14 protein-coding genes and 1 CRISPR repeat array are annotated in these 15,388 nt (G+C 64.6%); of the genes, 3 read left to right on the top strand and 11 right to left on the bottom strand.

From position 1 onward, the window contains the following. A partial coding sequence (locus tag Q0938_RS18150; RefSeq protein WP_299365357.1) for a PHB depolymerase family esterase occupies positions 1-734 on the bottom strand: 734 nt, incomplete at its 3' end. 347 nt (positions 735-1,081) lie between these two features. Next, the gene (locus Q0938_RS18145) at positions 1,082-1,630 is read right to left on the bottom strand and encodes a cysteine hydrolase family protein (protein WP_299365355.1); all 549 of its coding nucleotides are present in this window, start codon (positions 1,628-1,630) and stop codon (positions 1,082-1,084) included. A 234-nt stretch (positions 1,631-1,864) separates the two neighbouring features. Here Q0938_RS18145 and Q0938_RS18140 point away from each other — a divergent pair, with 234 nt between their 5' ends. From Q0938_RS18140 to Q0938_RS18130, 3 genes are all read left to right on the top strand, one after another. Then, a complete protein-coding gene (locus tag Q0938_RS18140; protein ID WP_299365353.1) occupies positions 1,865-2,971 on the top strand; it encodes an NAD(P)/FAD-dependent oxidoreductase in 1,107 nt (368 codons plus the stop codon). Between the two features lie 7 nt (positions 2,972-2,978). Then, a CRISPR array of direct repeats spans positions 2,979-4,167; the repeat unit is 29 nt; unit sequence GGGTCTATCCCCGCGGGTGCGGGGGAGCC. 192 nt (positions 4,168-4,359) lie between these two features. Further along, positions 4,360-5,355: a tyrosine-type recombinase/integrase gene (locus tag Q0938_RS18135; protein ID WP_299365351.1), complete on the top strand. Its 996-nt coding sequence runs from the start codon at positions 4,360-4,362 to the stop codon at positions 5,353-5,355. Next, the gene (locus Q0938_RS18130) at positions 5,352-7,004 is read left to right on the top strand and encodes a recombinase family protein (protein WP_299365349.1); all 1,653 of its coding nucleotides are present in this window, start codon (positions 5,352-5,354) and stop codon (positions 7,002-7,004) included. The genes Q0938_RS18135 and Q0938_RS18130 overlap by 4 nt, the downstream gene beginning before the upstream one ends. Before the next feature lie 311 nt (positions 7,005-7,315). Here the strand turns inward: Q0938_RS18130 and Q0938_RS18125 are convergent, their stop codons facing one another. From Q0938_RS18125 to Q0938_RS18085, 9 genes are all read right to left on the bottom strand, one after another. Then, the gene (locus Q0938_RS18125) at positions 7,316-7,996 is read right to left on the bottom strand and encodes a hypothetical protein (protein ID WP_299365348.1); all 681 of its coding nucleotides are present in this window, start codon (positions 7,994-7,996) and stop codon (positions 7,316-7,318) included. Between the two features lie 187 nt (positions 7,997-8,183). Beyond that, complete coding sequence (locus Q0938_RS18120; RefSeq protein ID WP_299365347.1) at positions 8,184-8,405, bottom strand: DUF2274 domain-containing protein; 222 nt, start codon at positions 8,403-8,405, stop codon at positions 8,184-8,186. Between the two features lie 2 nt (positions 8,406-8,407). Further along, positions 8,408-9,541 (bottom strand): TrbI/VirB10 family protein, encoded by a 1,134-nt coding sequence (locus tag Q0938_RS18115; RefSeq protein WP_299365345.1) that lies wholly within the window; start codon positions 9,539-9,541, stop codon positions 8,408-8,410. Next, positions 9,538-10,551 carry a P-type conjugative transfer protein TrbG gene (trbG, locus tag Q0938_RS18110; RefSeq protein WP_299365343.1) on the bottom strand — a complete coding sequence of 338 codons (1,014 nt, stop codon included), beginning with the start codon at positions 10,549-10,551 and terminating at the stop codon, positions 9,538-9,540. The genes Q0938_RS18115 and trbG overlap by 4 nt, the downstream gene beginning before the upstream one ends. Continuing rightward, positions 10,548-11,237, bottom strand: coding sequence for a conjugal transfer protein TrbF (trbF, locus tag Q0938_RS18105; RefSeq protein WP_299365341.1), 690 nt, complete (start codon positions 11,235-11,237; stop codon positions 10,548-10,550). The genes trbG and trbF overlap by 4 nt, the downstream gene beginning before the upstream one ends. Further along, positions 11,234-12,601 carry a P-type conjugative transfer protein TrbL gene (gene trbL / locus Q0938_RS18100; RefSeq protein WP_299365339.1) on the bottom strand — a complete coding sequence of 456 codons (1,368 nt, stop codon included), beginning with the start codon at positions 12,599-12,601 and terminating at the stop codon, positions 11,234-11,236. Before trbL ends, trbF begins: the two co-directional genes overlap by 4 nt. A gap of 3 nt (positions 12,602-12,604) precedes the next feature. Then, positions 12,605-12,892 carry a putative entry exclusion protein TrbK-alt gene (trbK-alt, locus tag Q0938_RS18095; RefSeq protein WP_299365337.1) on the bottom strand — a complete coding sequence of 96 codons (288 nt, stop codon included), beginning with the start codon at positions 12,890-12,892 and terminating at the stop codon, positions 12,605-12,607. 20 nt (positions 12,893-12,912) lie between these two features. Beyond that, a complete protein-coding gene (gene trbJ / locus Q0938_RS18090; protein WP_299365335.1) occupies positions 12,913-13,695 on the bottom strand; it encodes a P-type conjugative transfer protein TrbJ in 783 nt (260 codons plus the stop codon). Between the two features lie 2 nt (positions 13,696-13,697). Beyond that, positions 13,698-15,266, bottom strand: a complete 1,569-nt coding sequence (locus Q0938_RS18085) for a hypothetical protein (RefSeq protein WP_299365333.1) — start codon at positions 15,264-15,266, stop codon at positions 13,698-13,700. Positions 15,267-15,388 lie beyond the last annotated feature (122 nt).

Here is a 15,388-nt window from a genome sequence, read left to right as displayed (position 1 = left end):
TGAAAGACGATCGTTGGCAGCTGTGGCGTCAGCTTGCCGGTCGGCTGCGGCCCCTGTCGCCCCCGCATGGCTGACACTGCCGAACGCAACGAGCGGACATTTCCGAGCACCAGCCCGGAGTGAACGCCCACCGCTGCAAACACATCGGGATAGGCGGCGCCGATGATGGCCGCTGCGGTCCCCCCGGCCGAGATCCCCGCGATGTAGACGCGCGCGGGATTGGCACGGCCGAGGGAAATCGCGTGACGGGTCAATTCCGCAACGACGGCGGGCTCGCCCCTGCCCCGCGCCTGGTTTTTCGGATCATGCCAGTTCCAGCATCGCCCGACATTCGCCTTGGGCGACTGCTGCGGATAGAGCACCAGGACACCCAGTTCGTCCGCCAGCCTGTTCATGTCGGTGCCCGCCGCAAAGTCGGGTGCGGACTGGGAGCACCCGTGCAGCATGACGACCAGCGGCATGCGCCGGCGTGCCGAACCTTTCGGCGTATAGAACCGGTAGTCGAGCGTGCCGTGCGGACAGGTGAAGCTGTCGGCCAGAAACGTGCCCGGCGCCGGCCGCGGCGGCACAGTGGCTCTCTTCGGTTTTCTTTGTGGCGACGCTGCCGCGCGGCGCTTGCGCTTGGGTTTGGGGGTTGATGGCACCAGCAGACCCGGAAGCGCCAGGACGACGGACAAGGGCCGCTTTCGGGCCCGCCGTGCCGCGCCGACCATTGTCTTCAGAAGATCGGCCATGAGATGTCCTGCGCGTGCGTGATGTGGATAAGGTCGGAACTGCGCCCTGCGTCGCCCAAGAGAGGCGCCGGGTCAATTCAAAGCCGCTCGGCCCGATTAACCTGACCTGTTATCGGAGATACTCGCCTGTCCAAGAGGCGATGCAGTGAAGCGTCGGGCAGGTGGCGTGATCCGCGGCAGCAGCCGTGTCAGCACGATCGGAGACGTACTTCTTCTCCGCTGATCTGCTGCCCTCGCGGGACCCGGCAGCTCTGGGCTGCGCACGGTCCCGTCGCGGTGAACAGTGTCAGAATCCTGCCGTACAGCAGAAGCAACGCCCAGGAGACCGCCCTCTCCCGAAACAAGCGCTACGGCTTCACGAAGTCCTCGGTGTCGGTGATGGTCGCATAGGCAAAGCCGAGCGCCGCCATCATCGCGGCATGGACAGAGGCCGCGGGCACACTCACCCCGCCATATTCCAGATCGCGTGTCGCACAGGCGTCCTGCACCACGGTGGTCTTGTAGCCGTGGTCGCTGGCGGCGCGAACGGTCGCGTCGATGCACATGTGGCTCATGGCACCGACCACCACCACGTCCTGGATGCCGTCGGAGTCCAGTATGTCTTTCAGCTCGGTATTCAGAAACGCATTCGGGGCGTTCTTGACCACCAGGGTTTCGCCGTCCCGAGGCGCGACCACTGGGTTGATCTCAGAGCCGGCCGAGCCCGGCGTGAAGAACGGCGCATCTTCGCTGGCAAAGATGTGCTGGACATGGATGACTCGGTCACCCTTCTCGCGGGCGGCCTCGATCACCTTCGCGGCGTTGGCGGCGGCGCTCTCGATGCCGACAAGTGCGTATTTCCCCGTGGGAAAGTAATCGTTCTGCAGGTCGACGACGACGACGGCTCGTTTGCTCATGTGTTCACTTAGCCTCGCTGTCGGATCCCAGAGGCGGAACGGTAGGCGAAGCTCCGCTGTAAGTGAAGTGGCGAAGCCTCGTTCCTTCCGCTCCCGACGGGCATGACGACAGCAGGAACTCCTCGTGTTGTTAGCGAAGTGAGACGGAACCTCGCCGGAGCAAGGGCGAGGGGAATCCGCCGGCAGCTTTACGCCCGATCGCGTCGGCCGTATTCTCCCTCAGCGAGGTGCGCGGTGCGGGTGGTCGTGATCGGGGCAGGTGCGGCGGGGTTGGCGGCTGCAGCCGCCCTGTCCCGCCACGGGATCGCCGCTGACGTTCTGGATCGCAACTCCGGTATCGGTGAAAGCTGGCGGCGCCGTTACGACGGCCTGCACCTCCATACCCCACGGTCGCACTCGAGCCTGCCGTTCCGGTCGATCCCGCGGGACTGGCCAACCTATTTGCGCCGCGACGAGGTCGCTGCCTATCTCGAGGACTATGCCGCCTCCTTCGATATCCAGCCGCGGTTCGGCGTCGACGTCCGGGAGGTCGCGCCTGAGGGAGTGGGCTGGCGAGTGGTCACCGGCGACGGAATTGAGCGAGCCGACGCGGTCATTGTCGCCGCGGGGCAGAACGCCCGCCCGAATACGCCTCATTGGTCCGGTCTGGAGGACTTCCCCGGCGCGGTGCTCCATTCCTCCGAGTACCGGAACCCAGGGGATCTCGACGGCCGTGTCCTCGTCATCGGGTTTGGCAACTCGGGGGCAGACATCGCGCTCGAGCTCTGCGAAGCGGGGCGCCAGGTCGAACTGGCAGTTCGGTCGCCGGTCAACATCGTGCCACGGGACCTCCTCGGCCTACCGACGGTCAAGCTGCAGCTCCTGCAGAAAATACTGGGCGCCCGGGTAGCCGACAGGATCACCGGACCGGTCCTGCGGCTGACCATCGGAGACATCAGCCGGCTAGGATTGCGCCGCGCCGCGATCGGGCCGGCCACTCAGATCATCGAGACAGGGCGTGTCCCGGTCCTCGACCACGGGGTAATGGCTCGGATCCGTGACGGCTCGATCCGGGTTCGGCCCGGGGTCGAACGATCCGTTGGCGACGAGATGTTTTTCGAGGATGGCACCCGGGCCGAGTTCGATCATCTCGTTCTGGCGACCGGGTTTCGGAGCGGGCTTGCGGATCTGCTCCCGTCGGCCCTGCACGTCCTGGCGCCGAACGGATTGCCACGCGCGCATGGCGCGCCGGGGCTAATGCCCGGCCTCTACTTCTGTGGGTACGCAACCCGCCCTTCCGGGCAGTTCCGCAGCAGCGGCGAGGATGCGCAACGGATCGCCCGCCACATCGCACGCGGTTAGTGCCGCGCGTTACGTGCGAACGGCTGCGGGGGAGCCGATGTTGCCGGCATCCCCACGGAACAGGATCAGGGTCTATGCCCACGGGTGCGGGGGAGCCCGCTGAGGGGCTGACACGCTCGATCCTGCCCGGGGTCTATCCCCGCGGGAGCGGGGGAGCCTTGCCGCCCGGGCGGGTCGGGCGGTTCTCGTCGGGTCTATCCCCGCGGGTGCGGGGGAGCCGCGCAGGCGACGGCGCATTACTGGGCCGCGGTGGGTCTATCCCCGCGGGTGCGGGGGAGCCGATCCCGAGGCGGTCTACAAGCTGACCTGCAAGGGTCTATCCCCGCGGGTGCGGGGGAGCCGTAAGCCAGGCGTTCGCAACCGACGTCGCGACGGGTCTATCCCCGCGGGTGCGGGGGAGCCAGCCGCCATTCTTGCGATGCCGTCTTGGTATCGGGTCTATCCCCGCGGGTGCGGGGGAGCCAGATCCACGGCGAGTCCTTTCAGGTGGTAGCTGGGTCTATCCCCGCGGGTGCGGGGGAGCCGGCCTCCATCAGATCCGCAAGCGCAAGGTGCTGGGTCTATCCCCGCGGGTGCGGGGGAGCCCCGCGGGGCAGAGTTTGCCGCCGGGGCGCGCGGGGTCTATCCCCGCGGGTGCGGGGGAGCCCCAGCAGGTCGCCGGCGCGCATCGCTTCGTGGGGGGTCTATCCCCGCGGGTGCGGGGGAGCCTGCGGCGCGTCGAATTGCTGGATGGATGGAGCGGGTCTATCCCCGCGGGTGCGGGGGAGCCGGCCAGGCGCTCAAGGCCGCGGCCGAGGCGCAGGGTCTATCCCCGCGGGTGCGGGGGAGCCCGGGGCACCGGCGTCCAGTTCGCCGGGTCGGTGGGTCTATCCCCGCGGGTGCGGGGGAGCCCGCAACGTGCTGCCGTTGAGCACCTACACCCAGGGTCTATCCCCGCGGGTGCGGGGGAGCCGGTACTTCATGTCATTCAGTCCTCAAAGGCGGGGGTCTATCCCCGCGGGTGCGGGGGAGCCCCCACGGAACCGCCACCCAAGCGCAAGCTTCGGGGTCTATCCCCGCGGGTGCGGGGGAGCCGCGGTCAGTGCCGCGCTGGTGGGGCTTTCCCAGGGTCTATCCCCGCGGGTGCGGGGGAGCCAACAGGCGGAACTGGAGTACCTTGTTGGTGTCGGGTCTATCCCCGCGGGTGCGGGGGAGCCTCTCAGGCTCAGTGCCTTGGATTTCCAGCGATGTCAAAAAGCAGTGGGCGAGTGTCCACGGGACTACTTTCGTTTCACGAGCAGCACACCATCCGCGTCAACAATCATCTTTGCCGGTTCGCCCAAGTTATCCATTCGCAGATTACCGGCCGCTCTTGTGTCACGCCACACTATGGTGAGAGAGCCGCGGCCATGTGGGCACGCCTCGTCAGCCAGGGTGGTCCTCTCGACGAGCGCGGCGGACTGGCGCATGTCCGGACGACCACGCTCCTGTCGTTGCGAACGCACTACCGGCACTGGCTTCGCTGGCTGCAGATAGCCGATCCCGAGGCGCTCCAGGCCGCGCCGGAGGCACGCCCCACCGTGGCCCGCCTGACGGCATGGCTCGACGATCTCGCTCACACCCGGCCCATGACCCGCCTGTCCTATGTCCAGGCCCTCCTCCGCGTGGTGAGTGCGCACGCGCCCGAGCAGGACTGGTCCGGGCAGTACCGCTTGTGCGCCTGGCTCAAGCATGAGGCCGGTCGTGGCGACCCGTCCCGCAAGTCGGGGCGGATCCTCGCCAGCGAGCAGCTTCTCTCCGCCGGCCTGACGCATGCCGGCACTTACGCCGACGCCGGGACAACGGAGCTCGAGCGCATGAAGCGGCGACGCGATGGCACGATCGTGGCCCTGCTCGCGATCATGCCGATCCGGGCGCGCAGCCTCGCAGGGTTGCGGCTGGACCGATCGATCATCTTCAGCGCCGATGCGGTGATCATCGCGCTTGACGAAGCACTGACCAAGACGGGCAGTGTCTGGGAAAGCGCGGTCGGCGCTCCGGTCGACGCGCTGCTGCGCGCCTATGCGGAGCAGGTCCGCCCATGGCTGCTCGCACGCGGGGGACAACAGCACGACGCTTTCTGGGTGGGAAAGCAAGGCCAGCCTCTCACCCAGGGAGGGGTTGCACACCGCATCAGAACAGTCACGCAGGCGCGGATCGGCACCGCGATCCCGCCGCATTTCTTCCGCGATGCGGCCGCGACAACCCTGGCCCGGACGTCACCCGACAGCGCCAGGCTCATCCGCTCGGTCCTCGGCCATTCCGGGTTTCGGACGGCGGAGCGCCACTACAACCACGCGCAGACCATCGATGCCGGCCGGAACCATGCTAGTCTGATCGAGACGCTGAAGGGGGGCCGCAGATGAACAGGACGGCGATCTACGCCCGCTACTCCACGCAGATGCAGCGCCAGGCCTCGATCGAGGATCAGGTGCGACTCTGTCAGGAACGGGCGGAGCGAGAAGGGTGGACAGTCGGCGAGGTGTTTTCCGACATGGCAATCTCGGGCGCCACGATGCTGCGCCCGGGCCTGCAGGCGCTCCTCGAGCGCGCGGCGCGGGGCGAGGTCGACCGGGTCCTCGCCGAAGCCCTCGACCGGCTGAGCCGGGACCAGGCTGATACGGCCACGCTCTTCAAGAAGCTGAGCTTTCACGGGGTGCAGATCGTCACGCTTGCCGAAGGCGAGATCACCGAACTGCATGTCGGCCTCAAGGGAACGATGAACCAGCTGTTCCTGAAGGACCTTGCGGCCAAGACGCGGCGCGGTCTGCGCGGCCGGGTCGAGGCCGGCCGCTCCGGGGGAGGCAACAGCTACGGCTACGATGTCGTCCGCCGTCTTGATTCACATGGAGAGGTCGTGACCGGCGAACGGGTCATCAACCCCGACCAGGCTGCAATCATCCGGCGTATCTTTCACGAGTTCGCCGATGGACTCTCACCAAAGATGATCGCGCGGCGGCTGAACGCCGAATGCATCCCCGGTCCACGTGGCATCGCGTGGCGCGACACCGCCATCCGCGGGCACCGCGCCCGGGGCACCGGGTTCCTCAACAACGAGCTCTATATCGGGCGGCTGGTCTGGAACCGCATGCGCTACGTGAAGGATCCCGAGACCGGACGACGGGTGTCGCGGCAGAACCCTCGCGAGGAATGGATCACCACCGATGTGCCCGACCTGCGCATCGTCGACGATGGACTCTGGGATCGGGTGAAGCGGCGGCAGGGCGAGATCGACGACACGCCGCGGGTGCAGGCGATCAGGGCCAGCCGGTTCTGGGACAGGAAGCGCCAGGTCCATCTCCTGACCGGGCTGCTGCGCTGCGGATCCTGCGGCGGCGGCTTCGCGGCGGTGGGCAAGGATTACCTGGCCTGTTCCGCCGCGCGCAAGCTCGGGACCTGCGATCAGGGCAGAGGCTACCGTCGGAGCGAGCTCGAGGAGACCGTCCTGACCCTGCTCCGCGAACGCCTGATGCAACCCGACGCCGTCGCGCAGTTCATCGCAGAGTACAGCACAGCCGTGAATGCCGGTCGGGCCTCAGCGGCCGCGTCCCGGGCGCGGCTCGAGCAGGAGCGCACGCAGATCGTCCGCCGGCTGGACGGGCTCTACGACGCGATTGCCGATGGCCTGAGGACGTCCGGGTTGAAGGAGAAGCTCGAAGAGCTGGAAGGCAGGCGTGCGACGCTGGACGAGCAACTGGCGGCGCCCCCACCGGCTCCGGTGCGCTTGCACCCCAATCTGAGCGCCATTTACCGGCGCAAGGTCGAGGAGCTTGGCAAGACGCTGGCGGACCCGGAGATCCGCCCGATGGCGATCGAGGCAATCCGCGGGCTGATCCGGTCAGCGACGATCGAGGAGCGGGAGGGCCACGTGCGGATCACGCTGGACGGCGCGATCACGGCGCTGGTGGGGCTTGCGCAGCCTGAGGCTGGCAAGTCGTTGTGTGTTGGTTCGGTTCAGGTGGTTGCGGGGGCACGCAACTACCGATACCGACATTCGCTCCAAATTGCCGTCTAATCTGGGTGTAGTGGAGCGGACAAGGCCGTGTGGTTACTCCGCGCGGCTTCGTAAAAGAAGTTCAGGGATGACCATGAACATCGGCACACATCGACCAGAAAGGAAAAGCCGTCACACTTCGCAGCGTGACGGCTTCCTGAACCTGACCAGCCGATACCTGATCGTGAGGCTTTTTCCCCTTACAGGATGGCCACCTCGGGCGCCGCTCGGACCTGCACGTTGCCGTGCTTGATGTTTTGAGACCGTGAGGCATAGGCACGGTCTGTCTTGATGGGTGGAGAGATAGCGTAACAAGCCTCAAATGTCAATCATCAGGAAGCGCGGACCGCGTTCAGGTCGCTCAACAGACACACCCCACGCTCGACGATCGCACCCTGCTCTCGCAGACATTCCGCCACAGAGATAATAGATGTTCCCGACGACACAAGGTCGTCGATCAGCGCAATCCGCTGCCCTTCCAGGACGGGCACTTCTCCGCTTATGGTAAACGGCTGAAAGAAACGCCGCATCGGTTTGGCGACTTCCTTCATCTGGAAATCCGTGTCCCGCTTTGCCCTTCTCAGTTGGCCGAGTGCAGCTTTGAAGGCTCTTTCATCACGATCTTTCGCGAACTGCGGAAAGCCGGCATCGATAGCGTCCAGAACCTCACCGACCATCCGCTTGCGTAGAAAGCTCGATTCTACGAGCGGCAATCCCGACGCCTTCGACACTTGCTTCGCAAACGAACGACACAAGGGCTTACTCGACGGAACATCGACAAGGACATCTACGTCCAAATCGCCGACGAATGCTGTCAGGATCTCATCGGCGCGCTTGTAGAGCATCTGATGGTACATTGGCTGCATACGGTAGCCGTTCATCTCCTTGAGAGCATAGACTAGCGGATTTCCATCACGGTCATGCCCCTTCTTAGTCTTGCGGCGGAAGACATATTGAAGCCGTAGCCCGTCTATCGCGCCCTCTGTCGGATTTCCTTCGGTGGAGGTATCCACGAGTTCCTGATGGGAGTGATCGATAATCACCGTCTTATTGGCGTAAACGTTTATCCCCAAGAACCCTCAGCCCCCAGCCCTACTTAGGTAAACAAAACAGCACATCTGCCGCATGTGAATTCTTCGTTTATATGACCTCGCTCAGAGAAGCACATGCAAATGGTGCCTTGCGCGGCATCGCAGCGAATTAGCTCCCCAGACGACGCGCCTTTGCGAACCCCCGATCTGTGGCGATGAAACGCTCCAGCATCGGCACGATGAGCCGGACGGGATCGGCTGCGGTCTGGCCGCTTTCGCGGGCCAGCACCTCGGCATACGCGATAAGATCACGGTGGAGCGCGCCCGACAGTTCCACCGTCACTTTGACGGGTTTGTCCTCAACAAGCGGTCCGAGTTTCAGCTTCGTCATGGTCAGTTCCTGTAAGGTTCGAGTATGAGATCTCGGGTGACGATGACCCTGACCGGATAGCCCGGCCGGATGGTCAACGTTGGCGCGACCTGCAACTGGCGCTGGACGATCTGCTGTCCGGCCTGATTGATAGTGTCCTGCGCCCCGTCGCGGATGGCGCGGATCAGGCGATCCTCGTCGTCGGTCGCCAGTTCCGTGCCGATGCCGAGCAGAGTGGACAGGCCCGCCGCCTTCATCAGATCCCACCAGTGGTAATCGACGCCATCCTCCAGACCGGCATAGCCGGAAGCGTCAGCACCGGGCTGGCGCTCCAGAACGATGGAGCGGCCATTGGGCAGGATCAGGCGATTCCAGACGAGCAGCACGCGGCGCTGGCCGAACTGCACGCCGGCATCATATTGGCCGATGATGCGCGTGCCCTGCGGGATAAGCAGAAGCGAGCCGGTCGGGCTGTCATAGACATTTTCCGTGACCTGCGCGGTGATCTGGCCAGGCAGATCGGAACGGATGCCGGTAATCATAGCAGCCGGGATTACGGCCCCAGCCTGAAGGATATAAGGCGAGGCTGGCGCCATGATCCGATCCATGGCAACGGTCTGGCGATCCACCGGACCATTCAGAAATGCCGTGTGCCGGTCCTGCGTGGCGGGCTGACCGCCAAGGTCAAGGCCAGCGAGGCCCGGCATATTGGAGCCAGGTATCGTTGCTGATCGCTGCCCCGACTGGAAGAACACGGTGCTAAGACGTGCCGCTTCTTCCTCGGCAAGACGGCGCTCCTCGGCGAGATCGCGGGTTGGTGTTGCCATAGCGGGCGGCGTAACGGGTTGCCCCCTGTTCTGGACGTCGAGGATTGGGCCGCCGAGGTCGCCCGGCAAAGCTGGTCCCAGGACGGGGCCGGTATAATCACGTGGCAGACCGGCCAGCCCGTCCGCTGTGGGGCGGTTCTCGGTTGAATAGAGTTCTTCGCCGCTGCCGCTCATGTCGCGGGTCTGGAGCGCATAGATCAGTGCGCCACCAATGCCGAGGAGCGCGACGGCGCCAACACCAGCCAGCATCTTGCGCGACAGGCGGGTGACACGCGGCGGCTCGGCGCGCAGGCGCATAGGAGGCGCGTTGGTGGTCGTCTCTTCGCTCATGACGGAGTCTCCCCGGTCTTTGCGGGCTGGGCCGCCTGCCTTTGTTCGACGCGGACGATCCTGACGGTCTGCTGGCGATCACCGCTGCCAAGGCGCAGTTCGGCAACACCGAACAGGCGATCCACGATCAGGATGTTCTGGTGGATGCGGCTGTTGACGATCTGCGTTTCACCCTCGGAACCGATGACGAAGATTGGCGGCATCTCGCCCTGCACGATGCCGCGCGGGAAGACGACATAGACACGGCGGCCATCGTCGAAGACGGAGATGGGCCGCCACGGTGGCGTGTCTCCAGTCAGTCCGTAACGATAGTTACGGGCCGTCTCGACAGGGATGATGGGCGCGGCGGGAACGGCTACACGCTGACCAGCAGGTAGCGCGGGATAGGCCCAGGCCACAGCGGGCATATAGAGCGCCGCGCGGGCGCGAAGCTCAATGAGATAGACACGGCGATCCGTGCTGATGACAAGATTGGTGGAAATATCCTCACGGGTCGGTTTGACGAAGATATGGACGCGGCGGCTTGTACCCGATCCGCTTTCGGTATCGCCAATGATCCAGCGGGCGGTGTCGCCTGCCGCAATCGGTCCCGCGCCGGTCAGGCTTTCGCCCGGCTCCAGCGCGATTGTCGTGATCTGCCCCGGTGCGGTATAGACCTGAAACAGCGCCCCTTCCGACCAGGGGTAGATCTGGATGGCATTATAGTAGCCCTCACGCCGCGGCTCGACCCGGGCGGCGGCATTGGCGTTCTCGACGCGGCCAGTCGGCGTCGTGGCAACGGTCCCGCCGCGCGCCACAGTCCATGCCGGCGGCGTGTGCAAAGGCCGGGGCCGGTCATCGGCAACGGCTGCCGGCACGACGGGAAGCGCTGGCACATCGGCATCATAGCTGAACTGCGGGGTGCGGTTGGTTGCGCAGCCGGCGAGCATGGTGGCGGACAGCAACAAAGCAGCCAAAGCGGGTTTACGGAAAGCCGGGAACGCGGCTTTACGGATCATCGTGCGGGTCATTGGCTCATCTCCCGCGACCATGAGATTGCGTTGACGTAGATGCCGAGCGGATTGGCGCGCAGGCGATCCGCGTCGCGCGGGGTCTGAATCACGATGGTCAGGATCGCGGTCCAGCGTTCGGTCGTGGAGAGCTGGCCGTTCTCATAATGACGCTCCGTCCAGGCGACACGGAAGCTGTGATTCGAGGCGCGGATCACCGACGACACTTCAACCGCAATCTGCTGCCTGCCGACCTTGGTGAACGGATCATTGGCGCGGGCGTAATCATTGAGTGTTGCCGCACCTCGATCCGTGGTGAACTCGTAGGCGCGGAGCCAGTTCTGCCGCACGATGATGGCGTCGGACGGGATAGAGCGTGTCTGCTCGATGAAGCGGCCGAGATGAAACGCAATCTGGGGATCGGTCGGACGGTATTCAGCCACGGCGGGCGCAACGGCCTGCGACTGGCCGAGATTATCGACCTGCACTACCCAGGGCACCACAGTCCCACGCGCCGATTGCCAGACAAGGGCAGAGGCGAAACCGGCTGAGAGGATCAGCGAACCAAAGGCCATGATGCGCCAGTTCTTTGCCTGTACGCGAGCCGAGCCGATGCGTTCATCCCACGCTTGAGCAGCCTTCTGGTAAGGCGTCTCGGGTTCGGGCGATTTGCCGTAATGGTCCGATGGACGTTTGAAGATGTTCATGAGCGGTCACTTTCAGAAAGATTGATGGAGGTGCCGCCGCCATGGCTGTCGCCGGAGCGCACGGCATGGGCGGCCATCGACGTGCCGTGACTGAGTGTCTGCTTGCGGTGCATCTGCTTTGCCCATGCCGGAGAGCCGCCAGCCTGCGCGGAGGGCGATGGGGCAGCGCTGGCGGCCTCGCTGGCGCCTCCGACGGCTCCAGCCGTGGAAGAGCCGCCAGTGACGCCGAAGCCGGCACGCGCTCCATCGGAAAAGCTGGACTTGACGCTTTCAGATGCCTTCGAGGCAGCACGTTTCAGGGGCGATGCGGCGGCGGAGCCTGCGGCACGGGCAACACCAACCAGACCCGAGGCAACACCGGCAGCGCCGGACTGGCCAAGCGAACCGACACTATAGGCGGCGCTCGCCGCACCTGCGGCGGCAGCACCACCCCGCACGGCAGCCGCTCCCCCAGAGAGCGCAGCTGCTCCTCCCTTCGCGGCCATGCCTGCGGCGGCACCCCCGGCAAGCATCATGCCGCCTGCGGCAAGGCCGGTTCCAACGGCAGCACCTGCGCCAAGCTGCGGGCCGCCTGAGACGAGACCGGAAGCGATACCGGGACCGAATATGCCGAGACCAAGAAGGGAGAGCGCGGCTAGCACGATCGCCATGGCATCATCGATAGTCGGCGTCACACCGCCGAAGCCTGCCGTGAACTGTGAAAACAGCGTCGATCCGATGCCGATGATGACGGCCAGGACCAGCACCTTGATGCCGGAGGAAACGACATTGCCCAGAACGCGCTCAGCCATGAAGGCGGTCTTGCCGAAGAGGCCGAAGGGGATCAGCACAAAACCGGCCAGCGTGGTCAGCTTGAACTCGATCAGCGTGACGAAGAGCTGCACGGCCAGAATGAAGAAGGCGAGCAGCACCAACACCCAGGCAAACATCAGACAGGCGATCTGGATGAAGTTCTCGAAGAACGACCAGTAGCCCATCATGTCGGAGATGGATTCGAGCAACGGGCGACCAGCATCAAGGCCGGTCTGCGCCACCTTGCCGGGACGCAGCAGATCGGCGGCGGAAAAGCCGGTGCCCGATCCCTTGAGGCCCAGACCGGCAAAACTGTTGAAGATGATCTGGGCGAGATTGTTCCAGTTGCCGATCAGATAGGCGAAGACACCAACGAAGAGCGTTTTCTTGACCAGCCGGGCGATGATGTCGTCATCCGCACCCCAAGACCAGAACAGTGCGGCCAGCGTCACGTCGATGACGATCAACGTGGTGGCGATGAAGGCGACTTCCCCGCCAAGCAGACCGAAGCCGCTGTCAATATAGGAGGTGAATACGCCTAGAAACGAGTCGATGACGCCGGTGCCGCCCATGGTTCACTCTCCCCCGTTCTGATGCGGGGCGGCGGGCACCGGCGTCCGGCCGAGAAAGCGGTCGCGGTTCTCGGCCCAGGTGGCGAGGCAGCCAGGATCGTTCACAGCGGCCTCGCCTAGCTGCTGGCAACGGCGCAGGCTCTGTCGCAACGGATCGGCAGAGGGCTGAAGCGATGGCACCGTGCGGTTCTGCGCCGGTTCATCCTCGCGGGTCATTTCGATCACCGTGGCGGTGATGGCGATGACCACGAATATGATCGCGCCCAGCCGTGCCAGCATCTTGCCATCCATGTCGCGACCCTCCTGTCCGGTCAGTTGTTGCCGTTGCCGAACATCCGGGCATTGCCAGGCTGGTAGCCCGATCCCGGCGTCAGGAAGCGTTCGCGCTGGACGCGGCCCTGTTCGGCGGCGGTGGCGCGTTCGGCTTCGATCAGCGCTTCCGAGCGGCCATTGGCCGACATCAGGGCGATCAGGTCGGAAAGCTGCTGCGACTGGAGGGCGAGAAGCTGATTGCCCGCCTGCGTTGCCTGCAAGGCGCCAGTGGCGTTCTGGCTCTGGCCGACCAAGGCGGACATCTCGGCGCGGTTGGTGTCGATATTACCGACCACACCGGCCTGCACGCGCATGGCATCCTGCAAACCGCCAACTGTGTTCTGCCAGCGCGAACGGGCATCTTCGACAAGCTGGGTATCGGTGGCCGACAGCGAGACGTTGCCGTATTTTTGGGCGAACATCTGATCGACGTTCTGCACGTCGAAGGCGATGTTCTGAGCCTGGGCCAGAAGCTGCTGCGTGCGCTGCACATTCTGCTGCAAGGTCTGGAGCGAGGAATATGGCAGGCTGGTAAGATTGCGAGCCTGATTGATGAGCATCTGCGCTTCGTTCTGAAGCGAGGTGATCTGGTTGTTGATCTGCTCCAGCGTTCGCGCGGCCGTGAGCAGGTTCTGGGCATAGTTGGTCGGGTCATAGACAATGCGGCCGAAGCCGAACTGCGCATGGGCCGGACTGATCAGCATGGGCGAGAGCGCAAGCGGTGCGACAAGCATGGTTGCCGCCATGAGCATGGCCCGCGAACGGGAAAGACGGATCGTCATAGTCAGGACTCCTTTTCGGTCTGGGGGATGAGATTGGTGAGATCGGGGATCAGCTCCGCCGCCCATTCGACGCCGCGATCGCGCAGCCAGGCGGCGAGGAAGCCGTCCTGCCCATGCTCGGCGACAAGATCGGCGATGCGGGTCTGATCGGTTTTGGATGATGCGGCGCAGAGCGCGAGGCCGACTTCGGACAGGCCCAGCTCGAATAACCGATTGCCGCGCCGCGACTGGCAGTAATAATCCCGCTTGGGCGTGGCCCGTGCGAGGATCTCGATCTGCCGGTCATTGAGACCGAAGCGCCGATAGATCGTAGTGATCTGTGGCTCGATCGCGCGTTCGTTCGGCAGAAGCAGCCGTGTCGGGCAGCTTTCGATGATGGCGGGCGCGATGTTGCTCCCGTCAATGTCCGAGAGCGACTGCGTGGCGAAGATGACGGAAGCGTTCTTCTTCCTGAGCGTCTTCAACCACTCGCGGAGCTGGTTGGCGAACCCCTCGTCATCCAGCGCCAGCCAACCTTCGTCGATGATGAGGAGGGTTGGCCGACCATCGAGCCGGTCGCCGATGCGATGAAACAGATAGGCCAGAACAGCCGGCGCAGCGCCTGTGCCCACCAGTCCTTCGATCTCGAAGGCTTGCACATCGGCGTGGCCGAGATGTTCCGCCTCCGCGTCGAGCAACCGGCCATAGGCGCCGCCGATGCAATAGGGTCGCAGCGCTTGCTTGAGGTCATTGGATTGCAGCAGGACCGCAAGGCCGGTGATGGTGCGCTCGCTGACGGGTGCGGACGCCAGCGAGTTCAGCGCCGTCCAGATATGCTCCTTCACTTCCGGCGTGATGGTCATGCCTTCACGCATCAGAATGGCGGCGATCCAGTCAGCGGCCCATGATCGCTCATAAGCGTCATCGATCCTCGCTAATGGTTGCAGGGAGACGGAAACTTCTGATCCCTCGGTCAACTCGCCGCCGAGATCATGCCAGTCGCCACCCATGGCGAGCGCGGATGCCCGGATCGAGCCCCCGAAATCGAAGGCGAAGATCTGGCTGCGTTCATAGCGGCGGAATTGCAGCGCCATCAGCGCCAGCAGCACGGACTTGCCCGCGCCGGTCGGGCCAACGACGAGGGTATGGCCCACGTCGCCGACATGAAGAGAAAGCCGGAACGGCGTCGAACCTTCGGTCTTGCCATATAGCAAGGGGGGCGCTCCGAGGTGTTCGTTCCGTTCCGGCCCCGCCCACACGGCCGATAGCGGGATCATGTGGGCAAGGTTGAGCGTCGAGATCGGTGGCTGCCGGACATTGGCGTAAGCGTGTCCGGGGATCGAGCCGAGCCAGGCATCGACGGCATTGACGGTTTCCGGCATGGCCGTGAAGTCGCGGCCCTGAATGATTTTCTCGACCAGACGCAGCTTCTCATCAGCGATCCGGGGATCGGCGTCCCAGACCGTGACAGTGGCTGTGACATAGGCCATGCCCGCGACGTCAGCGCCGAGTTCCTGCAAGGCCATGTCGGCATCGAGCGCCTTGTTGGACGCATCGGTGTCCACCAGCACCGATTGTTCGTTGGTCATCACCTCCTTGAGGATCGCGGCGATGCTCTTCCGCTTGGCGAACCACTGGCGTAACCGTCCGGTCTAACCGCTCTGCCGCGGTGTGAGAGTGCGGGATAGTGTCCACCATTGATAGTGGACATTGT

Origin of the sequence: uncultured Paracoccus sp., from assembly GCF_947496875.1 — a bacterium.
Lineage (GTDB): Bacteria > Pseudomonadota > Alphaproteobacteria > Rhodobacterales > Rhodobacteraceae > Paracoccus.
Note: the sequence above shows the minus strand (reverse complement) of the source record. Positions and strands in the feature narration are given on the sequence as shown.